Source organism: Rhizobium sp. AN80A (assembly GCF_030053015.1).
Taxonomy (GTDB): domain Bacteria; phylum Pseudomonadota; class Alphaproteobacteria; order Rhizobiales; family Rhizobiaceae; genus Rhizobium; species Rhizobium metallidurans.
In genome coordinates this window covers 253,028-274,768 of sequence record NZ_JASJPX010000001.1, presented here as the reverse complement: position 1 = coordinate 274,768, position 21,741 = coordinate 253,028, and the positions used below count along the sequence as shown (strand labels likewise).

21 protein-coding genes and 1 pseudogene are annotated in these 21,741 nt (G+C 60.2%); 9 read left to right on the top strand and 13 right to left on the bottom strand.

Translation table 11 applies throughout. The annotated features are described in order from the left end of the window. Positions 1-2: 2 nt before the first annotated feature. The 3 genes from P3R82_RS01300 to P3R82_RS01290 form a co-directional block, all read right to left on the bottom strand. Entirely contained in the window at positions 3-833 is an 831-nt protein-coding gene (locus P3R82_RS01300) for a carbohydrate ABC transporter permease (protein ID WP_283192697.1), read from the bottom strand. Continuing rightward, on the bottom strand, positions 833-1,735 hold the full coding sequence (locus tag P3R82_RS01295; RefSeq protein ID WP_283192696.1) for a sugar ABC transporter permease: 903 nt from the start codon (positions 1,733-1,735) through the stop codon (positions 833-835). Before P3R82_RS01295 ends, P3R82_RS01300 begins: the two co-directional genes overlap by 1 nt. An 80-nt stretch (positions 1,736-1,815) precedes the next feature. After that, positions 1,816-3,120: an ABC transporter substrate-binding protein gene (locus P3R82_RS01290; protein WP_283192695.1), complete on the bottom strand. Its 1,305-nt coding sequence runs from the start codon at positions 3,118-3,120 to the stop codon at positions 1,816-1,818. Between the two features lie 1,009 nt (positions 3,121-4,129). Here P3R82_RS01290 and P3R82_RS01285 point away from each other — a divergent pair. Next, positions 4,130-4,795, top strand: coding sequence for a GntR family transcriptional regulator (locus tag P3R82_RS01285; RefSeq protein WP_283192694.1), 666 nt, complete (start codon positions 4,130-4,132; stop codon positions 4,793-4,795). A gap of 46 nt (positions 4,796-4,841) precedes the next feature. Continuing rightward, positions 4,842-5,516, top strand: a complete 675-nt coding sequence (locus P3R82_RS01280) for a GntR family transcriptional regulator (RefSeq protein ID WP_283192693.1) — start codon at positions 4,842-4,844, stop codon at positions 5,514-5,516. Here P3R82_RS01280 and P3R82_RS01275 read toward each other — a convergent pair. After that, the gene (locus P3R82_RS01275) at positions 5,513-7,399 is read right to left on the bottom strand and encodes a sugar phosphate isomerase/epimerase and 4-hydroxyphenylpyruvate domain-containing protein (RefSeq protein WP_283192692.1); all 1,887 of its coding nucleotides are present in this window, start codon (positions 7,397-7,399) and stop codon (positions 5,513-5,515) included. The two genes, P3R82_RS01280 and P3R82_RS01275, sit on opposite strands and share 4 nt — an antisense overlap. 239 nt (positions 7,400-7,638) lie before the next feature. On the opposite strand from P3R82_RS01275, the gene P3R82_RS01270 reads away from it, so the two are divergent. The 7 genes and pseudogenes from P3R82_RS01270 to P3R82_RS01240 all read left to right on the top strand — a co-directional run bounded on the left by P3R82_RS01270 (position 7,639) and on the right by P3R82_RS01240 (position 12,228). Continuing rightward, on the top strand, positions 7,639-8,469 hold the full coding sequence (locus tag P3R82_RS01270; RefSeq protein ID WP_283192691.1) for a transporter substrate-binding domain-containing protein: 831 nt from the start codon (positions 7,639-7,641) through the stop codon (positions 8,467-8,469). 93 nt (positions 8,470-8,562) lie between these two features. Next, positions 8,563-9,012, top strand: coding sequence for a type II 3-dehydroquinate dehydratase (aroQ, locus tag P3R82_RS01265; protein WP_283192690.1), 450 nt, complete (start codon positions 8,563-8,565; stop codon positions 9,010-9,012). Next, positions 9,009-9,678 (top strand): annotated as a pseudogene (locus tag P3R82_RS01260) (amino acid ABC transporter permease). The gene aroQ and the pseudogene P3R82_RS01260 overlap by 4 nt, the downstream one beginning before the upstream one ends. 10 nt (positions 9,679-9,688) lie before the next feature. Further along, positions 9,689-10,333: an amino acid ABC transporter permease gene (locus tag P3R82_RS01255; protein WP_283192689.1), complete on the top strand. Its 645-nt coding sequence runs from the start codon at positions 9,689-9,691 to the stop codon at positions 10,331-10,333. Positions 10,334-10,364: 31 nt separating this feature from the next. Continuing rightward, the gene (locus P3R82_RS01250; RefSeq protein ID WP_283192688.1) at positions 10,365-11,141 is read left to right on the top strand and encodes an amino acid ABC transporter ATP-binding protein; all 777 of its coding nucleotides are present in this window, start codon (positions 10,365-10,367) and stop codon (positions 11,139-11,141) included. Between the two features lie 14 nt (positions 11,142-11,155). Beyond that, positions 11,156-11,404, top strand: coding sequence for a hypothetical protein (locus P3R82_RS01245; RefSeq protein ID WP_283192687.1), 249 nt, complete (start codon positions 11,156-11,158; stop codon positions 11,402-11,404). After that, the gene (locus P3R82_RS01240; RefSeq protein WP_283192686.1) at positions 11,401-12,228 is read left to right on the top strand and encodes a ThiF family adenylyltransferase; all 828 of its coding nucleotides are present in this window, start codon (positions 11,401-11,403) and stop codon (positions 12,226-12,228) included. The genes P3R82_RS01245 and P3R82_RS01240 overlap by 4 nt, the downstream gene beginning before the upstream one ends. Before the next feature lie 13 nt (positions 12,229-12,241). Here P3R82_RS01240 and P3R82_RS01235 read toward each other — a convergent pair whose 3' ends face one another. The 9 genes from P3R82_RS01235 to P3R82_RS01195 all read right to left on the bottom strand — a co-directional run bounded on the left by P3R82_RS01235 (position 12,242) and on the right by P3R82_RS01195 (position 21,732). Continuing rightward, positions 12,242-12,448, bottom strand: coding sequence for a hypothetical protein (locus P3R82_RS01235; RefSeq protein WP_283192685.1), 207 nt, complete (start codon positions 12,446-12,448; stop codon positions 12,242-12,244). 132 nt (positions 12,449-12,580) lie between these two features. Then, positions 12,581-13,510, bottom strand: a complete 930-nt coding sequence (locus P3R82_RS01230) for an electron transfer flavoprotein subunit alpha/FixB family protein (RefSeq protein ID WP_283192684.1) — start codon at positions 13,508-13,510, stop codon at positions 12,581-12,583. A 23-nt stretch (positions 13,511-13,533) separates the two neighbouring features. Continuing rightward, complete coding sequence (locus P3R82_RS01225; protein ID WP_283192683.1) at positions 13,534-14,280, bottom strand: electron transfer flavoprotein subunit beta/FixA family protein; 747 nt, start codon at positions 14,278-14,280, stop codon at positions 13,534-13,536. Positions 14,281-14,327: 47 nt separating this feature from the next. Continuing rightward, positions 14,328-15,095, bottom strand: a complete 768-nt coding sequence (locus tag P3R82_RS01220; protein ID WP_283192682.1) for an aspartate dehydrogenase domain-containing protein — start codon at positions 15,093-15,095, stop codon at positions 14,328-14,330. A 58-nt stretch (positions 15,096-15,153) separates the two neighbouring features. Then, positions 15,154-16,302 (bottom strand): alpha-hydroxy acid oxidase, encoded by a 1,149-nt coding sequence (locus P3R82_RS01215; protein ID WP_283192681.1) that lies wholly within the window; start codon positions 16,300-16,302, stop codon positions 15,154-15,156. A gap of 31 nt (positions 16,303-16,333) precedes the next feature. Continuing rightward, positions 16,334-18,010 (bottom strand): hydantoinase B/oxoprolinase family protein, encoded by a 1,677-nt coding sequence (locus tag P3R82_RS01210; RefSeq protein WP_283192680.1) that lies wholly within the window; start codon positions 18,008-18,010, stop codon positions 16,334-16,336. Further along, the gene (locus P3R82_RS01205) at positions 18,000-20,054 is read right to left on the bottom strand and encodes a hydantoinase/oxoprolinase family protein (RefSeq protein ID WP_283192679.1); all 2,055 of its coding nucleotides are present in this window, start codon (positions 20,052-20,054) and stop codon (positions 18,000-18,002) included. The genes P3R82_RS01210 and P3R82_RS01205 overlap by 11 nt, the downstream gene beginning before the upstream one ends. A gap of 155 nt (positions 20,055-20,209) precedes the next feature. After that, on the bottom strand, positions 20,210-21,013 hold the full coding sequence (locus tag P3R82_RS01200) for an amino acid ABC transporter ATP-binding protein (protein WP_283192678.1): 804 nt from the start codon (positions 21,011-21,013) through the stop codon (positions 20,210-20,212). A gap of 2 nt (positions 21,014-21,015) precedes the next feature. After that, complete coding sequence (locus P3R82_RS01195; RefSeq protein WP_283192677.1) at positions 21,016-21,732, bottom strand: amino acid ABC transporter permease; 717 nt, start codon at positions 21,730-21,732, stop codon at positions 21,016-21,018. Between the last annotated feature and the right edge of the window lie 9 nt (positions 21,733-21,741).

The window sequence follows — 21,741 nt, the reverse complement described above, 5'->3', positions numbered from 1 at the left end:
CATCACTTGACGCCGGTATGCATGAAGCTGTCGATGAAGCGGCGCTGGAAGATGACAAAGGCCAGGAGCAGCGGCGCCACGACGATGAAGGTTCCCGCCATCAGCCGTGTCCAGTCCGCCCCCGATCCGGCCTTTGCCAGGAGACCGAGCCCGATCGGCAGCGTGCGGATGCTGTCGGAATTGGTGACCAGCAGCGGCCACATGTAGTCGTTCCAGTGCGTCACGACAGAGATGATGCCGAAGGCGATCAATGTCGGCTTCACCAGCGGCAGATAGACGTGCCAAAGAATGGACAGATGTCCGCAACCATCGAGCCTTGCCGCATCGGAAAGCTCGCTCGGCACCTGCCGGAAGGACTGGCGCAGCATGAACGTTCCGTAGCCTGAAGCCACGAAGGGTACGATCATCGCGGGAATGGTATTGACGATACCCATATCATGCATCGTCACGAAATTGGTCAGGAAGGTCGCATAGATCGGAAACATGACCTGCAGCATGAAGAAGGTGAAGAGCAGCTTCTTGCCTGGAAATTCCAGGCGCGCAAAAGCATATGCCGCCAGTGTGATCGTGACCAGCTGACACGCCAGGATCGCCCCGGTGACAATGACCGAATTGACCATGTACATCGCGAACGGCGCAACTTCCAGGGTTTGGAGGTAGTTGTCGAACACCAGTCGCTTCGGCCAGAAACCCGCATTCGGATCGAAGACTTCATTTCTCTCCTTCAGCGACGTCACAACGATCCAGACCATCGGCGCGGCCCAGAGAGACGCCAGCGGGATCATCACGAGATGCAGCCAGTTGCGGCGCAGCACTTTCGAAACCGACGTCATCAGCGTTCACCCAGATAGTGCACGCGCCGACCGATCGTCACCGCCACCAGGCCGATCAGTCCCAGCATGAAGAACAGCAGGCTGTTCGCGATGGTCGAGGCATAACCCACGTCCTGATACTGGAAACCCGTCTGGTAGATGTAGTAGGTCAGGACATTGGTACTGTCCGCCGGACCACCCTGCGTCATGACATAGACGTAATCGAAGATCTGGTAGCTGTGCAGAACCGCAATGATCAGGACGAAATAGAGTGTCGGCGAGATCAGCGGCACGGTGATATGGATCAGCCGCGTCCAGCTGCTTATACCTTCGAGACGCGCCGCCTCATAGAGGTCTGAAGGCACCAGTTTCAAAGCCGCCAGCAGTATGAGCATGAAATATCCAGCATATTTCCATATGCTCATAATCATGATGGCGAACAGGGCCGTGCGCGCGTTGTAGAGCCAATCCAGCCGCGGCAAACCAAGGGCCTCCATCCCGTTGTTCACCGGCCCGAAGCCTGGCGCATAGAGATAGACCCAGACCATGCCGGCGGCTACCGATGGTATCATCACCGGATAGAAGAAGGCGGAACGATAGATCGCCATCCCCCTGAGCTTGCTGTCGAGCGCCACGGCCAGAAGGAGCGCCATGATGATCGAGGCAGGAATGGTGATGGCCATGTAGAGCGCAGTATTCTTCAGCGCCTTCCAGAATAGCGGATCGCCGATAAGCCGCTTGTAATTTTCGAACCCGAGCCAATAGATCTGACTGTCGCCCAGCATCACGTCATGCAGGCTGAACCACAGCGACCGCAGGATTGGCCAATAGGTGAACGCGGCAAGAAAGAGAAGCGACGGAAACAACAGGCCGTAAGCCAGCAGCGCTTCATTTCTCCTCGCGACGGCAAGCGTCTTCGACATGCGGGGGTCCCGGTATCAGGTAAAACATAAAGGAAGGCGCGGCAGCCTCTCGGATGCCGCGCTAAAGGGGATCTACTCGATCAGCCGGCCTGGCGACGCATGACGCGGGTGATTTCGCGATTGATCTCGGCAGTCACCGAGGTCAATGCGGCCGCCGGCGCGACCTCTCCCAGCATGGTGCGGTCGATTGCCGATTTCAGCAGGTCACGCGCACGCGAGTAGGCTGGAACCTGAAGGAACGGACCGGACTCGGTTGCCTGATCGAGAGCGACTTTCGCCTGTGGCACCTTCTTGACGTAGTCCTGCATCAGCGGCGTTTCCCAGGACGACTTGCGTACGGCGAGATAGCCGGTCGCCTTGCCCCATTCAGCCTGTACGTCGGTCGAAGTCATCCAGCGTGCGAAAGTCCAAGCGGCTTCCTTCTGGGCATCCGACTGCTTCTTGGCGATCATGATCGGCCCGCCACCCTGCGAGGCGCCCCAGGTCTTCTTCTTCGGCATGAAGGCTACGCCGACTTCGAAGGGCGACGTCTTCATGAGGTTTGCGAGCGAGCCGGTCGAGTGATAAAGCATGGCGGTCGCGCCGGCCATGAAGTCGTTGGCCGAACCCTGCCATGTCGATGCCGTCGGCATGACGCGGCTATCAACCATCGTCTTCCAGAATTCGAGTGCTTCGACGGCTTCCGGGCGATCGAACAGAACCTTGTCTTTCTGCCACGGCAGCAGGCCGTTCTGGCGGCAATAGCATTCGAACATCCAATCGTGCCAACCGCCACCGATGATCAGGCCCCAGCGCTTCAACGTGTCGCCTTCGCGAAGTGTCAGAGCCTTGGCGGTCGCGTGCAGTTCGTCCCAGGTTTCGGGAGCCTTGGCGATGCCTGCCGCCTTGAACGCATCGGCATTGTAGTAAAGCACCGGCGTCGACGGCTGGAAAGACAGACCCCACAAACGATCGTCTGACAGGGTGGTATTGAGGAAGCCCGGGATGAAATCCTGATAGATGTCATCGGCCTTGGCGGCCGCAGTCAGATCTTCGACGGCATCGAGGCCGCGGAAGGTCTGCAGCGCGGAATTGATCGGCAGCCACAGCGATGGCGGCTCGCCCACGCCGAGCGACGTAATGACCTTTTGCTCGGTATTGTCGTAGTTGCCGGCGTAGATCGCCTCGACCTCGATGGCCGGATGCTCGGTGTTGAAGCGCTTGATCAACCCGGAGATGATCGCATTCATGTCGCCGGAAACATCGACGGGATACATGAACTGGATTTTGACGCGGCTTTGTGCGCGAGCCGAGCCAATGACGCCCGGAATTGCACTTACGAAAGGTGCGGCAAGAGCCATAGCCAGCAGGCTGCGGCGATTTTTGTCGAAGTTTGCTGTGCTCATCTCTGAAATCCTCTTACTGATAGAAATTCAACCAATCTGAAACCGTGGGCCGCCACACGACCGCAGCAGCGCCGAGTTGTAAGTGCAGCCGTGAAAAAGTTATCGGATTGGAAAAGTGAACCGTGGTGATTTTGTTGAAGTACACGCGCATAATCATCAATTTCCGCAACGTTTTTGTGACAATCGCGAAAACATTGCCGTGATCATAGGATCCGGCCCGAGGACGCGGTGACAATGTCACTGACTTGTGGAAATGAGTTAGGAGGTGGAAAACATTCCTGACTTGCTGCCAAAGATGGCGCAAAGGCTATGGTTATGTTTCCAAGACGATGTCTTCGCCAAACCCGAACATTGCCAACTCACATATCAATGGCTTCAATGCCGAAATCGATTTGGCCAACCAAATCATCGACTTGCCCGGGCAGCACGTTCCCCGTTATGGCGATGCCATTGGAACAGATGGTGCGGACGCCATCTCCGTGAAACATCAATATCGGAGAGGTAAGCTTCTGGGACAGCAAGTTCAGCAGGCGCGATGCAACCAATAAGGTTGTCGCCGACAGGTGAGCCGGACGCGCCTGCCCTTACGAGAGATCAACGCCTGGAGCTTGCCCCAGCCGGTCGCACAAGGTCCTACTGCAAAGCCACGCTATCGAAATCGCGGTGGCCCATTCCTCATGTTTGCGAGAATCTCGTGCCTGGGCGCCAGTTCTCCGAGCAGCCTCACCAACTCCTCATCCGCGCCGGGAACGGCCAAGCCGTCATCGGAGGCGTAGAGTGCCTGCGCAAATCCGGTTGCTGCAAACACATAGTGTGCAGCTGACGCTTGTTCGATGTCAGGCGGCCGTTAAGGTTGCAGCTTGATGCACGTAGGCTCATGCTTGAGAAACCCTCGCAAAGCCCAACCAGCTTCGCCGAAATGAGCGAATGCTCTGCGACCCACTCCATATTGCCATCGGCTTCGATACCCGATACACCTATGATAAAATGAATAATATCGGAGATCATCGTGCCGCAGCCACCTTCCAGCGAAACCGTCGCGGAGAGCAGCTATCGTCAGATCAAGGCCGATATCATCTTCGGGCGTCTCGCTCCCGGGCACAAGCTGAAACTCGACAGTCTCAAAGCTGCCTATGGCACCAGCGTCAGCACCCTACGCGAAATTCTGAACCGCCTGACCTCCGAGGGACTGGTGATCGCCGAGGGACAGCGTGGCTTTGATGTTGCACCGGTTTCAGAGGATGATCTGCGGGAGATCGCGGCGCTCAGGCTGCTGCTGGAGGAGCACGCGCTCGAACAGTCTTTCGGCCGCGGCGATGTCGAGTGGGAGGCCGCTCTGATGGCTGCTCATTACAAGCTCGCGCGCATGGAAGAGGTCATGGCCACCGGAGATACCAGCAAGGCTGAAGACTGGAAACGCTATGACTGGGAGTTCCATCAGGCGCTTATCGCGGCCTGCGGCTCACGCCTTCTCATGGACATGCATTCGGCGGTCTTCGACAAGTATCTTCGCTATCAGATGGTCGCTCTTTCCTATCGCGGCAACGTGGCTGAGGCGGAGCATCGCCAGCTTCTGCAGGCAGCGCTTGCCCGCGACAGCGCGACGGCCAAGGCGATCCTGCAGCGCCACATCCAGGGTGGCGTCGAACACGCGCTGGCAAAGAAACGCCTTTGATCAACAACCGTGATCACCTGTCCTCGAATGTCGATCAGGAAATGCCATGCTGAAGCCCACTACCGGGATATCCGAGACCGTCAGCGATATCGTCTTCCGGAAGATCCGCGAAGACATCATTTCAGGTACATTGGCGCCCGGCGCGAAAATCAAGCTTGAGCAGGCGAAGGAACGCTATTCGATCAGCGTTTCCTCGCTTCGTGAAATCCTCAGCCGCCTGACCACCGAGAATCTGGTGATGGCCGAAGGGCAGCGTGGGTTCGAGGTCAGCCCGGCATCGCGCAAGGAACTGGCGGAGCTTGCGGATCTGCGCCGCGTTCTGGAGACTCACGCGATCGCGCTTTCGTTTGCGGCGGGCAATCTGGAATGGGAAGGCCGGATCGTCGCGGCACATCACAAGCTGGCAGCTGCCGAAAAGAAGCTGTTGTCAGGAGATGCGTCCCGCACCGTCGATTGGGTGCGCTACGATTGGGAATTCCACCAGGCGATCGTCTCGGCCTGCGATTCCGCGACGCTGATGACCACGTTATCTTCGGTCTTCGACCGCTTCCTGCGCTATCACATGCTTGCCCGCAGCTTCCGCGGTCAGGCCGTGGTCGATGATCACAAGCTGCTCTTCCAGCTCGCACTTAAGCGCGACATCGCCGGCGCCCAGGCGGTGGTCGTCAGCCACATCCAGAGCGGCGTCGACCATGTGCTGAAAAGTGGTCGACTTGCCTAGAGCGCGTCCTTCGGCAAACCCTCCGGCCGCATCTGCTTCTTCAGCGCCGCAATCCGGAAGATGGCATTCGGGGCGCCGTAGCCGCGATAACCGCGCCGCTCGACAATCTCGAAGAAGAAACCCTCGCCGTAAGTGCCGCTGTAAAGCTGGAAATATTCCCCTTGCTCGTCGCGGTCATAGAGTATGTTTTCTGCCTTGAGCCGCTCGCTGAGATCAGGATCGAGGCCGAACCGCGCCTCTGCGTCATCGTAGTAGTTCGGCGAGATGTGAAGCGCCTTGAAGCCTTTTTCGCGCAGTGCTTTCGCGGTGGCGAAGATATCGTCCGTCGAAAAGGCCAGATGCTGGATACCGGCGCCGAATTTCTCGGCGATGAAGTGACCGGCAAGCGTACGGCGGTTTTCGGCACCGTTCATGGTGATGCGAAGCGAACCGTCGGCATTTTCGATCACCTGGCTGCGCACGACACCGCCGGGATCGATGATGTCGACGACGGGCGTTTTGCTGGTCTCGAAGATCGAGGTGTAGAACAGCAGCCAGGTCAGCATTTCGTCATAGCCGACGGTCTGTGCGACGTGATCGATCCGCAGCAGCCCCGCATCGGAGTCCTTTTCCGTTTGGACCTGCTCGAAGTCGATCTCCGAGAAGTGGCCGAGCGGACTTTTGTGATCGATCAGGTAGATCAAGCCCCCGCCGACACCGCGGATGGCGGGGATTTCAAGCTCGCCCTCGGCCACCGCCTGCTGGAACGGCTCTGCATCCAGCGCCAGAGCCCGTTTGTAGGCTTGCGCGGCATCATCAACGGCAAGTGCCATCGCATATGCAAAGGTGCCATGAACCGCATAGGCGGCACTGGCAAAGCCTGCCGGATCGGCATTGACGAGAATGCGGATGTCGCGTTGCTGGTAGAGGCTGACATTCTTGGACTTGTGGACGGCCACCTTGCTGAAACCGAGCGTACAGAGCAGACCCTCGAGCTCGACGGCTTCATCCTCGTCGGTCGCAAATTCCACAAATCCGACACCTTCGGCCGCAGCCCGAGGCGGCATGTCGAGCCCGATTGCGGTCTTCACCCTGCGGCCCACCTGGTCGCCGAGATAGATCAGCGAACGATGGCCATCGGCGGCGATCTCGCGCGTGGAGCCGCCCCGGAACTGGTCGTTGAAGATCTCCAGCGAGTAGTAGCCGTCATAGCCGGTCGAAGCGACGGCCTCGGTAAACTCGGCGACCGGCAGATCGCCCTCACCCGGCATGTTGCGGAAATGCCGGCTCCAGTAGAGCAGGTCCATATCGATCAGGGGCGCGTCGGCGAGCTGAACGATGAATATCTTCTCCGGCGGGATGGACCGGATCGAGTTGACGTCGATCTTGCGCGACAGCGAATGAAAACTGTCGAGGATCAGGCCGACATTTGGATGATTGGCGCGGCGGACGATTTCCCAGGCATCGCGATGATCATTGATAAAGCGACCCCATGCGAGGGCCTCATAACCAACCCGCAAGCCCCGGCGCGCGGCGCGATCGCCGAGCTCGTGAAAGTCCGCAGCGGCGCGATCGATCCCGCCGAGCGCGGCAGACGAGACATTCGAGCAGACGAGAACGAGATCCGTTCCAAGTTCCTGCATCAAATCGAATTTTCGCTCTGCACGATCGAAGGTCCGGCGGCGTAGCGGCTCCGGCATACCCTCGAAGTCGCGGAAGGGCTGGAACAGCGTGATCGCCAGCCCGAGATCGCGCGCCATCTTTCCAACCTCCGCCGGGCTGCGGTCGAAGGCCAGGAAATCATTCTCGAAGATCTCGACCCCGTCAAACCCTGCTCTCGCGATCGCCTCAAGCTTGTCCGGCAATTCTCCGCTGATGCTGACAGTCGCAATCGAAGTCTTCATGTCCGTATCCTCCCGATCTCGCCAGTCGATGATGGCAAAGCCCGCAGCTTCGGCACCTTCTGTGCAGGCATTATGCAGAATGCCTGCCGCATTTCAATTCACGTGTGAAATTGATTATCATCATAGATTTTTCAAAAAATATGTTGCTGCTAGAACTGATCTCTGACAATTATGCTCGCACACGGTCGGGAGAGGATGACTGTGGAGGCCCAGCGGCCACCCAACGGAGGAGGAAAACAATGTTCAAATCGATGCTAACCCGCCGCAATGCGATGCTCGGCGCCGCGGCTGTCGTCGCCGCTATCGGGCTCGCCCAGCCCGCCGCTGCCGTGACACCCGAGGAAATCAAGGCTCGCGGCAAGCTGATCGTCGGCATCCAAGGCGACAACCCGCCATGGGGCTTCGTGACGTCGGCCGGCAAGCAGGATGGCTTCGACGCGGACATGGGCACTCTCTTCGCCAAGGAACTTGGCGTCGAGGTCGAGTTCGTACCACTCGAAGTCAACAACCGCATTCCGGCGCTGACGACCGGCCGTGTCGATGTGCTGTTCGCGACCATGGCCATGCTGCCGGATCGCGCCAAGGCCGTGCAGTTCAGCAAGCCCTACAACGCGAACGCCATCGTGCTCATCGGCCCCAAGAACAAGTCGATCAAGACGAATGAAGACATGGCGAACCTGACCATCTCGGTCGCCAAGGGCGCGGCGCAGGATACCCAGGTCACCAAGAACGCGCCGCCGACCGCCACCATCCGCCGCTTCGACGGCGATGCGGCGAGCGTCCAGGCTCTCGTTTCCGGTCAGGTCGATGCGCTCGGCGGCAACATCTTCTACATGGACCGTGTCGAGAAAGCCCGTCCCGGCGAGTTCGAAAACAAGCTCGAATTCCAGAAGCTCTATAACGGCGCCTGCACCCGCCTCGGCGAAAAGGAACTGAACGCCGCGCTCAACACCTTCATCGACAAGATCAAGGGCAATGGCGAGCTGAAGACCATCTACGACAAGTGGATGAAAGTGCCGGTTCCGGAATTCCCGGAAAAGCTCGACGGTATTCCGTTCACGGCTGGCTGAGCGGAGCGCTCATGGAATCCAAATCCGAGACGGGCATCGCGATGCCCGTCCACCCGACCCTGTGCATGAATCTGCTTGTTTGAGATGCGCGCCATGACCAAGACCATCTTCGTCCTCAACGGACCGAACCTCAACCTGCTCGGCGAGCGCGAGCCCAGCATCTACGGTTCGACGACCCTTGCCGATATCAGGCAGATGTGCGTCGTCAAAGCTGGCAGCCTCGGCTTCGAGGTCGATTTCCGCCAGACGAATTTCGAAGGCGAACTGGTGGAGAGCATCCATCAGGCGCGCGCGCAAGCCTGCGGGATCATCATCAATCCCGCCGCCTATACCTTCACATCGATCGCGCTTCTCGACGCCCTGAAGACCTTCGATCCGCCGAAGATCGAGCTGCACATTTCCAATGTCCATGCCCGCGAGGACATCTATCATAAATCCCTCGTGTCACGCATCGCCACCGCCATCATGATCGGCTTTGGTGCGCGCGGCTATGAACTCGCCATCGAGGCGATGGCGGGCATGGTGGGGGCAACGAAAGCATGAACTATCAGCTGGATTTCACGCCTGTCATAGATGGGCTGCCGAGCCTTCTCATGGGGGTACTTCGGGACATTCCTCCTGGCGATCTGCGGCATGCTGGTGGCGATCGTCATCGGTATCGGCGGCGTTGCACTGCGGGACTCGCCGATCAAGGCCGTGCGCTGGCTGGTGATCTGTTTCGTCGAGCTGATCCGAAATACGCCCTTCCTGGTGCAAATCTTCTTCCTGTTCTTCGCCTTGCCGCTTATCGGCATCCGTCTTGCCCCGACGCCGACGGCAATCATCGCGCTCGGCATCAATGGCGGCGCCTATGCGATCGAGATCATCAGGGGTGGCGTCCAGTCCATCCCGAAAGGGCAGATGGAAGCGGGCCTGGCGCTCGGCCTCCACAAGGTGCAGGTATTCCGGCTGATCATCCTCAAGCCGGCGCTGAGAGCGATCTATCCGTCGCTGACCAGCCAGTTCGTGCTTCTGACGTTATCGACCAGCATCGCCTCGGCGATCTCCGCCTACGAGCTGACATCGGTGTCACAGCGCATCGAATCCGAAAGCTTTCGCAGCTTCGAGGTCTATTTCACGGTGACGATCTTCTACCTCGTCATATCCTGGCTGATGATGCGCCTCTTCGCGTTCTTCTCGGCCCGTTATTTCACCTATCCAGTCAAGTGAGGGTGCAGACATGGGCAGCGAAGAATTCGTCTTCCTTTTGATCGGCCTGAAATGGACAGTGCTTCTGTCGGCCGTCGGCTTCGTCTGCGGCTGCCTCGCCGGGCTTGCCGTGGCGCTGTCGCGCACGTCGGGCATTTCGCTCCTGGAGCGGATCACGGCTATCTATATCGGCATTTTTCAGGGTACGCCGCTCTTGATGCAGCTCTTCGTCACCTATTACGGACTGGCGCTGATCGGGTTGAAGCTCGATGCCTGGGTGGCCGTTGCGATCGGCCTGACCTTGCACGCCAGCGCCTATCTCGGTGAGATCTGGCGCGGCTCGATCGAGGCCGTTCCGCGCGGCCAGACCGAGGCGGCGAAAGCGCTGAGCCTCAAATACGTCTCGCGCATGAAGGATGTGATCCTGCCGCAGGCGATCCGCATCTCGCTGCCGGCGACGATCGGCTTTCTCGTCCAGCTCATCAAGGGCACGTCTCTCGCCTCGATCGTCGGCTTCACCGAGCTGACACGTGCCGGCAACATCATCTCCAACCAGATATTCCAGCCGCTGACAGTCTTCGGCATTGTCGGCGCCCTTTATTTCCTCATGTGCTGCCCGCTGACGATCATCGGCGCGCGCCTGGAGCGGCGCTTCAATGCCGCGCATGCGCGATAAGACAGCCACAGAGATCGATGGAAACCACGCCATGACCACAGCAACCGCCTCCATCCAAAGCCCGCTCGCCGGCGAAGCCGTCATCACGATGAGCCATGTCGAGAAGTGGTACGGCGCCTTCCAGGCGCTGCACGACATCAACATGTCCGTCCGCAGGGGCGAGAGGATCGTGCTTTGCGGCCCGTCGGGCAGCGGCAAGTCGACACTGATCCGCTGCATCAATCACCTCGAAAGCTACGAAAAGGGCGAAATCCGCGTCGGCGGCATTCTGCTCGGCAATCAGGCCAAGGCGATCGATGCGATCCGCCGCGAAGTCGGCATGGTGTTCCAGCAGTTCAATCTCTTTCCGCATCTGACCGTGCTCGAAAACTGCATGCTGGCGCCGATGCGCGCGCTTGGGGTCAGTAAAGCGGAAGCAGTTGAGCGCGCTCGCGCGCTGCTCGCCCGCGTGAAGATCCTCGAGCAGGCGGAGAAATATCCGATCCAGCTGTCAGGCGGCCAGCAGCAGCGCGTCGCGATTGCCCGGGCGCTGTGCATGCGCCCCAAGATCATGCTGTTCGATGAACCGACCTCGGCACTGGACCCCGAGATGGTCAAGGAAGTGCTCGATACGATGATCAGCCTTGCCGAAGAAGGCATGACGATGATCTGCGTGACCCATGAAATGGGCTTCGCCCGCCAGGTTGCCGACCGGGTGATCTTCATGGCGAGCGGCTCGATTGTCGAGGAGGCGTCGCCGGCCGAATTCTTCACAAATCCGCGCTACGAGCGAACCCGCAAGTTCCTCGGCGAAATCCTGCGGAACTAGGTGCGGGCAAGTCGATGGCAACGCATCAACAGGCAGCCAGCTTGAACATCGCCGTCATGGGCGCGGATCCGATCGGCAAGCGTCATATCGAGGCACTTTCCTCAGAACGGCGCACGACGCTCGCAGCGGACACCAGGCTGCTCGTCAGCGGGCGGGCAGGCACGGAAACATCGCGCGCTGCCGAAGCGATCAAGTCATCCGCCCGTTCGGGCACGACTGGTCACTTCCGGGCTCCGGCGCAGGACACGGAGCGATCGTCATGATCAGCGGCACGACCCGATTGATTGCCCATCTTGGCTACCCGACGGAAACCTTCAAGGCTCCGCTGATCTACAATCCCTATTTCGAGAAGCATGACATCGACGCCGTCGTCGTCCCGATGGGCTGCAAGACGGAGGATTACCCCACATTTCTGAAGCTCGTCTTCCGGCTCTCCAATATTCACGGCGCTCTCGTTACCATGCCGCACAAGATCACCACGATGACGTTGCTCGATGAAATCTCGACGAATGCGAAGGTCGCCGGGTCCTGCAACGCGGTTAAGCTCGGCGCGGACGGGCAGTTGATCGGCGACATGTTCGACGGCGAAGGCTTCGTGCGCGGGCTGCTGCGCAAGGGGCAGATCGTCAGGGGAGCCGACGTCCTGATCATTGGCGCCGGTGGCGTCGGCTCTGCGATTGCCGCCTCGTTGGCCGCGGCAAGCGTGCGCCGCATCGCGCTTCACGACGCCAACGAGACAACGCTGAACGGCTTGCAGGGCCGCTTGAACACGCACTATCCGCAGACTGAAGTAATCTCCGGATCCGCCGATCCTGCCGGCTTCGACATCGTCGTCAACGCAACGCCGCTCGGGATGCGCAAGGGTGATCCCCTCCCCGTCGACGTCTCCCGGCTTTCGCCCAAGACCTTCGTCGGCGAAGTCGTCATGAAGAGCGAGATAACGCCCTTTCTTGCCGCCGCACGCGACCGGGGGTGCGCCTTCCAAGTTGGCACCGACATGCTTTTCGAGCAGATCCCGGCCTACCTGGAGTTCTTCGGCTTTCCGCCCACGACAGCCGAGGAATTGCGCGCGGTCGCGAGGATTTGAAAGCCCGAGATCATCAGAATACCGGCTGCAACCAGCGGCTTCGCGTGCACTCCTTTCCTAAGAAGCTGTTCTCGGCGACGGCCGCCGTCGCAATGACGCCGACATCGACGTTCCTGTCGCCGGCGAGAGCCCAACGGCTCTTTCCGGCGGCACCCGCAGTCACCGAACCTGCCGCTCCTTTCACGATGGACCACGCGCCGGTTCGCACGATGATCGGCAATCCCTCGGCTTCACTCTCGGCATGACATTCCGGTCAGTGCTTCGGGCGAAGCGCTGCTCTCCGAGCGGCTGTGCAAGACTTATGAGCGCAACAGCGTCATCTTCACCGCCAACCTCCCTTTGCGCGTTCTCCTCAGAGAGCCTTCTGCAGTTCCGGCAGTGCGTCGAAGAGATCGGCGACGAGGCCGAAATCGGCGACCTGGAAGATCGGTGCTTCCTCGTCCTTGTTGATCGCGACGATGACCTTCGAATCCTTCATGCCGGCCAGGTGCTGGATGGCGCCGGAGATGCCGCAGGCGATGTAGAGCTGCGGCGCCACGACCTTGCCGGTCTGGCCGACCTGCCAGTCGTTCGGCGCGTAGCCGGCATCGACCGCCGCGCGGCTCGCGCCCACCGCGGCTCCGAGCTTGTCGGCAACGGGAAGGATCACCTCCTGGAACTTCTCCGAGGAACCCAGTGCGCGGCCGCCGGAGATGATGATCTTGGCCGATGTCAGCTCCGGACGGTCGGAGGTCGACAGCGCATCCTTGACGAAGGTCGACAGACCCGGATCGGACACGGCGGGGATCGCCTCGACCGAAGCGGAACCACCCTCGGCGGCGGCGGCGAAGGACGCGGTACGGACGGTGATGACCTTCTTGGCGTCGGTCGACTGCACCGTCTGGATGGCGTTGCCGGCATAGATCGGACGCTTGAAGGTATCAGCGGAGACGACTTCGATGATCTCGGAGACCTGGGCGACGTCGAGCAGGGCTGCGACGCGCGGCAGCACGTTCTTGCCGACCGAGGTGGCGGCCGAGATAATGGTGTCGTAGCTTGCCGCCATCGAGACGATCAGGTCGGCCAGCGGCTCGGCCAGATTGTTGGCAAGCTCGTCGCTTTCGGCGAGCAGGACCTTGGAGACGCCCGACAGCTTGGCGGCGGCATCGGCCGCGGGCTTGGCGCCCTTGCCTGCGACGAGAACATGCACGTCGCCGCCAATTTTTGCGGCTGCCGCGAGCGTCTTGGCGGTCTGGTCGGAAAGGCTTGCGTTGTCGTGATCAGCCAGAAGAAGAATGGCCATGATGTAATCTCCCTTTCCAGATCTTAGAGGACGCCGGCGGATTTGAGCTTTTCGACGAGCTCGGCGACCGATGCGACCTTGACGCCCGCCTTGCGGCCGGAGGGCTCCTCGGTCTTCAGCACCTTGAGCTTCGGCGCGGTGGAAACGCCGAAATCAGCGGGGCTCTTCTTGTCGAGCGGCTTCTTCTTGGCCTTCATGATGTTGGGAAGCGAAGCGTAGCGCGGCTCGTTGAGGCGCAGGTCGGTGGTGACGACCGCGGGCAACTTGACGTCGATCGTCTGCAGGCCGCCGTCGACTTCGCGGGTCACGGTTGCCTTGTTGTCACCGATCTCGATCTTCGAGGCGAAGGTGGCCTGCGCGGTGCCCAAGAGCGCCGCCAGCATCTGGCCGGTCTGGTTGCTGTCGTCATCGATCGCCTGCTTGCCGACGATCACGAGACCGGGCTGTTCGGCGTCGGCGACGCCCTTGAGGATCTTGGCGACGGCGAGCGGCTCGACGGCATCGTCGGTCTCCACCAGGATGGCGCGGTCGGCACCCATGGCGAGCGCGGTGCGCAGCGTCTCTTCGGCCTTGGCCGGACCGATCGAGACCACGATCACTTCCTCGGCCTTGCCGGCTTCCTTCAGGCGAAGCGCCTCTTCCACCGAAATCTCGTCGAAGGGGTTCATCGACATCTTGATGTTGGCCAGTTCGACGCCCGTGCCATCCGGCTTCACCCGGATCTTCACGTTGTAGTCAACCACCCGCTTGACGGGGACGAGAATCTTCATGGGGTCCTCCAAAGGAATGGCGCGGCATTCGATTGCCGCGACCGATGTCAGGCATTAGCAAAAGTGTCGCGGCCCAGTATCCTCTTCAGCGAACCGATCGCCGAAGCAGGCGTGTAGGAGCCGGTAACGCCGCCAAGCGACTGCGAGCTCACGGAAATCTCCCACTCCAATCCCTTGCCGGAAACCACGATATGGTGGCGCATCGCCTTCGTATCGGGATCGGCAACGACGATACTGCGTGTGCGATCAAAACCGATGCCTGCGAATGCGATTGCGGCGTGAACGTTGACGTTGCGAGGGAAGCGCACGCACGCTTCGCGGGTCGTCCCTTCGAAGAGCACACCCCGTGCATCCGCGGCCTGCCCGAGGCTCGTGCCGCTCTTCGTCGTCGTAATCACCACCTCTTCGATCTGCTCGCGGCCGTCACGCAGGCCATCGAGGCCGAGAACCGCACCATGCGGCACGAAGAAGCGGCGGCCGCTTCTGTTTGCCGCGGCATGCATCGCCTCCTCAACCGCACTGTCGGCCAGCGCCGAGCAGCTGAATCCGCACAGGTCCGAATGAGCGAGGATATCCGGCCCAAGTTGGCTCAAGAGCGCGGGCGTGGCGGATTCGAGGACCAGATCCGCTCGACGCTCCAATGCCTGCACGGCATCGTCAATGACGAAGGGGGCCAGCACCGTATCGCCGGCATATTTCTCCCGGTCGGAGACCAGGACGTAAGCGACCTCGGTTCCGTCCAGGCCGTTCACGTAATCGAACAGCTTCCTGCCAATTACGCCAGCGCCGATAATTCCAATAGTCTTGTACGTCATCATTCCACCTGCATAATTCTGATAGAACCTGCCACCGCAAAGCCAGCGAGACCTCCTGCTACCGGGAGGCAGCTCGCGGCAACAGCAGCTCTACGTCGCCCGGAGTTCTCGCACCAAGCAGCGACAACGTAATGTCTATCTCCGTTTTCAACATCTCGAACAAGGCATGTGCGCCCGCTTCTCCACCACAAACCAGACCCCAGATCGGCAATCGTCCAAGCATCACCGACCTGGCGCCAAGAGCCAGGTATTTCAGGATGTCGCTACCCCGCTTCACACCGCTGTCGGCCAGAACCTCGATATGTTTGCCGACAGCGTCCGCGATCGGAGGGAGGATCTGCGCCGTCGGGGGCGCACTATCGATATTGCGCCCGCCATGGGATGAGACCACAACGCCATCTGCGCCGATCTCCCAGCACTTGCGCGCATCCTCAACGCTGAAAATGCCTTTGACGACCAGCTTCCCCTGCCACCATTGGCGCAGATCGCGCAGGTCGTCCCAGTTCAGCAGGTTTTCGAGCTTGACCGCGTTCGCAACGGACGGTCTGGTCATCGCGGCACGGAACTCTTTCGGATAGTGACCGTAGACCGGCATACCGCTGCTCAGAAGATAGCGCAGCAGAACACCGAACAGCCAGCGCGGATGCATCATGACATCGGCGGTCGCGCGCGGCGTGATCTTCATGGGAATGGAGAAGCCGTTACGGGCGTTATATTCACGGTTCGGGACGACGGGCGTATCGACGGTGAGGACAAGCGTCGTCGCGCCGGCTGCAGCGGCTCGCTCCATGAGCCGCCTGGTCAGGCTCCTGTCCTTCCACACATAGAGCTGAAACCAGAGCATCGCCTCCGGCGCCCCGGCCCTGATTTCCTCGATCGTCGTGATCGACTGGGTCGAGATACAGACGGGAATACCTGCCTTTGCGGCCGCCCTTGCCATCTTGATCTCCCCATTATGCGATGCGAACCCCGCAAGCGCGGTGGGCGCCACGATGATCGGCAATTCCGCTCTTTGGCCGAGAACGGTGGTGGAGAGGTCGCGAGTGGGATGTCCGGTCAGCATTCGTGGCATGAACTGGATTTCGTCGAGACTTCGGCGCAGAGCGCCCAGAGCAAGCTCGTCCTCAGCACCACGATCGATATATTCGAACAGCAGACGCGGGAGGCGTCGCCGCGCCGCCTCCCGAAAATCATCCGCATTCCGCAATCCGCCAACCATCCCGGTTATGCCTCCCGCCCTATTTGCGATAGTTGAAGGCCACGAATTCGGGGGAGAACTTGCCGCTTTCAACGTCGTCCGCAAGCATATCCGGTCTGCGTTCCCGCGGCTCGCCATAGCCGCCAGCACCTGGGGTCTCGATGACAGCTGCCATCGCCGGCGTCAACCGGATGCGATTTGCCTTGGAGGGCAGACTTTCTTCGCCGCCTGCGCCGTCCAGCCGCAGGAACCGGCCAGGCAGGCCGGCAGTGCCGCCGAAAATGCCCCATGGCCGATTGCGGAAGCGTTCGCCGACACCATTGAACTCACAGTCATGGTCGACCGGGCGGATAGTGCGGCGGATGCCGAGACCGCCACGGAAGCGGCCTGCACCGCCGGAATCCTCCACCAGCGCATACTCGTCGACGCGCAACGGATATTCGATCTCGATCGCTTCCACCGGCAGGTTGGACGTGTTGGTGATATTGACCTGAACGCCGTCCTTGCCATCCTTCGTCGCGCGAGCGCCCATGCCCCCGCCAAGCGTTTCCAGATAGATATACTGCTTGCCGCTGCGAGGATCGATGCCGGCAAAGACGGCGCTGGTATTGGCTCCATTGGCGGCACCGATCGCCTGATCGGGAAGAGCCTCGGCCAATGCGCCGATGACAATATCGACGACGCGCTGGCAAGTATTGGCGCGCAATGCGACTGAAGCCGGAGCGACGCAGTTCATGAACGAGCCAAGCGGCGCCCTGATCTCGATCGCATCGAAAATTCCATGATTGTTGGGCACTTCAGGATCAAGCAGCGCCTTCAGCGAAAAGCAGACCGCAGACTGCGTTGCGTTGAACGTCAGGTTGAAGTTGCCGGGAACCTGCCTGTCCGTTCCCTCGAAGTCGAACAGGATCTTCTCGCCCGACTTGCGGATAAGGAGATTGATCTTGATGTCTTCCGTGCCGGCGCCGTCGTCATCCATTACGTCGCAGAATGTGTATTCGCCGTCCGGCAGCTTGGCGATGGCAGCCCGCATACGCAGATTGGTGCGGCGAATGATGTCTTCGAACACCGCCTCCATGTAGGCGGCGCTGTGGCGCGAGATGAACTCCTGCAGGCGGCGCTCGCCGAGACGGGCCGCTGCGATCTGCGCGTTGAGATCGCCCTTGCGCTCTTCGGGAAGGCGCATGTTGAGGAGGAGGACACGCATCATGTCATCCTGAAGCACACCCTTGCTGAACAGACGCACGATGGGGATACGCAGGCCTTCCTTGTAGATCTCGTCCAGTCCACCCGACATCGAGCCGACGGCCGCGCCACCGACATCGGCGTGGTGGACGATATTGGCAACGAAGCCAACCAGACGCCCTTCGCCGAATACCGGCATAGCGAGATTGATATCCGGCAGATGAGTGCCGCCGGCGACATGCGGATCGTTGCCGATAAAGACATCACCCGGCGCGATCGTATCGCCGTACTGGTCGAGAATATGCGTCATCAGGCCGGCCATCGAGGCGAGGTGGATCGGCAACGCGTGTTCCGCCTGCACCACGAGGCGCCCCTGGGCGTCGGCAATCGCGGTGGAATGGTCGTGACGTTCCTTGATATTGGTCGAGAACGCGCTGCGCATGATCGTCAGGAAGCACTCGTCGGTAATCGACTTCAGGCCGTTCCAGCTGATCTCGAGTGCGATTGGGTCAAGGCCTACCTTATTGAGCATCGTCGATCTCCAGAATGAGGCTAAGCGCAGGGTCGACCGTCAGGCTGGCCCATGGCGGCACTACGGTTGTGGTGTCAAATTGGGTGATGATGGCAGGCCCCTGCAGGCGGATGCCGGGTTGCAGCGTGCTGCGTGGATAGATCGGGGTAGAAACCGACGCATGTTCGTCGAACCAGACATCATGATATTCCGAAGCCTTGGCGGGCCCGGCGGGCTTTTCCGCAAGAGGGACCACCTGGCTCAGCCGCGCGACCGCCTTCATCCGCACGTTCATGATTTCGATCGGCGCTTCACGGTCGACATGACCGTAGCTGCGCTGATGGGCTTCGAAGAACGCTTCCTTCAGTGCCGCGATATGCGGCAGGTTGGGCTCTTCGCCAGGCTGGCCAAGCGTGACCGGCAATTCGTAATTCTGACCGACATACCGCATGTCGAGCGTCAACAGGCGATATGCCCCCTCGGCGCCCCGTGCCTCGATCGCAATCCAGGCCTTAGCCTGTTCATCAAGTTGATCCACGGCGGTTTCGATTGCAGCCAGCGAACCGTCGAGCGGCGTACGGCAGGTGAAGACGAAGTTTTCCTGGAGATCGGCCTCGATCAGGCCTTCGGCACAAAGAATGCCCGGCGCGATGGGAACAATGATGCGTCTGATGCCGAGCGATTTCGCCACATCGGCGGCATGAAGGCCACCGGCGCCACCGAAAGGCATAAGCGCGAAGTCGCGCGGATCGTGGCCCTTCTGCGTCGAGACGGCGCGGATTGCGCGCGTCATGTTCGACGAGACGATGCCGCAAATGCCGAGCGCCGCCTTGATCACCGGAATGCCGAGCGGTTCGGCAATCGTCCTGATCGCCTCGACCGCCTTCTCGCGATCGATCATCAGCCCGCCGCCGGCAAGCGAGGCCGGAAGGCGGCCGAGCACGACATTCGCATCCGATACGGTCGGCTTGGTGCCGCCCTTGCAATAGCAGGCAGGCCCGGGAACGGCGCCTGCACTTTCAGGGCCGACCTTCATCAGACCGTCTGGACCGATATGGGCAATGGAGCCCCCGCCTGCACCGACCGTATGAATATCGACCATCGGCAGGCGAATACGGAAGCCCGCAATGTCGCGGACATGAGCGATTTCGGTCTCGCCGTCTCTGATCAGGCAGACGTCGGTGCTGGTGCCACCGATATCGAGAGTGATGATATCGCCGATCGACGATTTTCCGCCGGCTGCCGCCGCTCCAACAGCACCCGCAGCCGGGCCGGAAAGCGCCGTCCGGACGGGAAATTCAAGAGCCTTGTCGACGGACATCAGACCGCCGCTCGACTGGAAAATACCGAACTTGGCATTCGGTGCGACCTGATTGATCGCTCCCTTCAGTCGTTCCATGTAGCGGCCAACCTCCGGCTGCAGGAACGCGTTGATCAGCGTCGTCGAAAAGCGTTCAAATTCGCGAAACTCCGGCTGAACCTCGCTTGAAATCGACACGTAGACATCCGGTATTGCAGCGCGGATTGCCGCCGCGATGCGCTGCTCATGAACCGGATTGAGGAAGGAAAAGAGCAGGCAGACAGCAATGCTTTCGACCTTCGGTGCCGCCTTCAATTCGGCGACCAGTCGCGCAATTTCCGCATCCGTCAATTCAACCACGATCTCGCCGCGCGAACCAATACGTTCGGTCACTTCCAGACGGTTGCTGCGCGAAACGAGCGGCGCCGGCGCATCTTCCTGAAGGTCGTAAATCAGCGGACGCACCTGACGCCCGATCTCGACCAGATCGCGAAAGCCCTTTGTGGTGATGAGACGGATGGCAGCGCCGCGACGCTGCAGCAATGCGTTCGTGGCAACGGTCGTGCCGTGGGCAAAGCGCACGATGTCCTCGCCCGGTATGCCCGTCTTTTGCTGAAGCTCGCCCAGACCTTCCAGAATCGCCCGCGAGGGATCATCCGGCGTTGATGGGCGCTTGTGAATATGAACGGCGCCTGTGCGAAGGTCCCGTGCAGAAAAATCCGTGAACGTTCCGCCGACGTCCACACCGACGATCCAGTCAGCCATGCTGTCTCTCGCTTCCGACTTTATAACCCTTGAGGGTAAATTTCAATTTCAGCATCCACATTGAATACCGAATGGCAAATAGAAGAGAAGACCGTCTCTGACTTTCGGCGGAGAAACCCGCTTTCGATCATGGTGTCTGCCTTTTCTCCGAATTCTCAGTTCGCGGCCGCGATAGCGCCCGTCAGCCCTGCAAGAAACCGCCGGCAGCGTTGCGTCTCGGGCTCGAACAGAACCTTGCTCGAAGCGCCCTGTTCAACGATCTGGCCGGCTTCCATGAAGATGGTCCGATCGGAAGCATGGCGTGCGAAATCCATTTCGTGCGTGGCTATCAACATCGTCATGCCGGAATCCCGAACCTCGCGTATGACGTTCAGCACTTCCTGTACGGTCTCTGGATCGAGCGCCGATGTCGGCTCGTCGAAAAGCATGATCTTCGGCTCCATGGCGAGTGCCCTGGCAATAGCGACGCGCTGCTGCTGGCCGCCGGAAAGCTGACGTGGAAAATTGCCTGCCTTGTCAGCCAGCCCGACACGCGCCAGCAATTCCATGCCTTGTCTGCGAGCGCGCTCGTCATCCTGTCCGCGAACGAACCGCGGACCCGACATCACATTGTCCAGCGCCGTCATGTGTGGAAAGAGATTGAAGCTTTGGAACACCATGCCGATGTCCTCCCGCTGGCGGGCCAGCACCTTCTCCCCAAGTTTGCGGCGACCGGATGATGTCGTCCGCGCGCCGATCTCCTCTGCACCGACCTTGATCGTGCCGGAGGAAATCGTCTCAAGCGTATTGATGCATCGCAGAAGCGTGCTCTTTCCGGATCCGCTGGGGCCGATCAGGGCGATGGCCTGGCCCTTTTCAACAGAGACGGAGACGTTATTCAGGGCCACGTAATGACCGTAGGTTTTGACCACGTCGCGAAGCTGCAGGAAAGGATGGGAATTGTTGACTGCTGTTGCCATTATCATACCGCCGCAGCCGTCTTCAGTGTTTCGGCCTTGGGCGCGCCGGCGTCGGCGAACCACTTAGAATTCCGTCTTTCGAATGCGTTCTGAAGCAAGGTCCATATGGCCGTCACTCCGAGGTAGTAGATCGTCGCGACGGAGAGGGCTTCGAGTACCCGAAAGTTCGTCTGGGTCAGATTGTCGGTCGCTCGGAACAATTCCGTCATCGAAATCACCGATACCAGCGAGGTGTTCTTCAACTGCCGGACGAATTCGTTTCCAAGCGGCGGAACCGCGATCCTCAGCGCCTGCGGAAAGATGATCCACCGCATGATCGACAGCGGTCGCATGCCGATCGCCTTGGAAGCTTCCCATTGCGCCGTGGGTACGGCAGACAGCGACGAACGAACAATCTCCGCCACATATGGGCTTTCCGACAGCATGAGACCGATGATCGCCGCCTCGATCACCGACAGGCGAATGCCCATCTGCGGCAACGCGCTGTAGAGAAACACAAGCTGCACCAGAAGCGGTGTTGCCCGGAAGAAGGCGACATATCCTTGGTAGAAGCCCCGCGCCAGAAAACTGTCGATCCGGCCGACCAGCGCGACGACGGTTCCGAGCACGATGGCCAGAAGCAGCGTCAGCAATGTCAGCCAGATCGTCGTCCACAAGCCCGTCAGGATGGCCGGATGCACCAGATTATTGAAGAATACGGACCAGTCCCAAACGTGCATTGCCTCCCC

Excerpts from the sequence above, each read along its gene's own strand:
- P3R82_RS01300 (WP_283192697.1), bottom strand. The coding sequence starts at position 833 with ATGACGTCGGTTTCGAAAGTGCTGCGCCGCAACTGGCTGCATCTCGTG.
- P3R82_RS01295 (WP_283192696.1), bottom strand. The coding sequence starts at position 1,735 with ATGTCGAAGACGCTTGCCGTCGCGAGGAGAAATGAAGCGCTGCTGGCT.
- P3R82_RS01290 (WP_283192695.1), bottom strand. The coding sequence starts at position 3,120 with ATGAGCACAGCAAACTTCGACAAAAATCGCCGCAGCCTGCTGGCTATG.
- P3R82_RS01280 (WP_283192693.1), top strand. The coding sequence starts at position 4,842 with ATGCTGAAGCCCACTACCGGGATATCCGAGACCGTCAGCGATATCGTC.
- P3R82_RS01275 (WP_283192692.1), bottom strand. The coding sequence starts at position 7,399 with ATGAAGACTTCGATTGCGACTGTCAGCATCAGCGGAGAATTGCCGGAC.
- P3R82_RS01270 (WP_283192691.1), top strand. The coding sequence starts at position 7,639 with ATGTTCAAATCGATGCTAACCCGCCGCAATGCGATGCTCGGCGCCGCG.
- aroQ (WP_283192690.1), top strand. The coding sequence starts at position 8,563 with ATGACCAAGACCATCTTCGTCCTCAACGGACCGAACCTCAACCTGCTC.
- P3R82_RS01255 (WP_283192689.1), top strand. The coding sequence starts at position 9,689 with ATGGGCAGCGAAGAATTCGTCTTCCTTTTGATCGGCCTGAAATGGACA.
- P3R82_RS01250 (WP_283192688.1), top strand. The coding sequence starts at position 10,365 with ATGACCACAGCAACCGCCTCCATCCAAAGCCCGCTCGCCGGCGAAGCC.
- P3R82_RS01245 (WP_283192687.1), top strand. The coding sequence starts at position 11,156 with ATGGCAACGCATCAACAGGCAGCCAGCTTGAACATCGCCGTCATGGGC.
- P3R82_RS01240 (WP_283192686.1), top strand. The coding sequence starts at position 11,401 with ATGATCAGCGGCACGACCCGATTGATTGCCCATCTTGGCTACCCGACG.
- P3R82_RS01230 (WP_283192684.1), bottom strand. The coding sequence starts at position 13,510 with ATGGCCATTCTTCTTCTGGCTGATCACGACAACGCAAGCCTTTCCGAC.
- P3R82_RS01225 (WP_283192683.1), bottom strand. The coding sequence starts at position 14,280 with ATGAAGATTCTCGTCCCCGTCAAGCGGGTGGTTGACTACAACGTGAAG.
- P3R82_RS01220 (WP_283192682.1), bottom strand. The coding sequence starts at position 15,095 with ATGACGTACAAGACTATTGGAATTATCGGCGCTGGCGTAATTGGCAGG.
- P3R82_RS01210 (WP_283192680.1), bottom strand. The coding sequence starts at position 18,010 with ATGCTCAATAAGGTAGGCCTTGACCCAATCGCACTCGAGATCAGCTGG.
- P3R82_RS01205 (WP_283192679.1), bottom strand. The coding sequence starts at position 20,054 with ATGGCTGACTGGATCGTCGGTGTGGACGTCGGCGGAACGTTCACGGAT.
- P3R82_RS01200 (WP_283192678.1), bottom strand. The coding sequence starts at position 21,013 with ATGGCAACAGCAGTCAACAATTCCCATCCTTTCCTGCAGCTTCGCGAC.
- P3R82_RS01195 (WP_283192677.1), bottom strand. The coding sequence starts at position 21,732 with ATGCACGTTTGGGACTGGTCCGTATTCTTCAATAATCTGGTGCATCCG.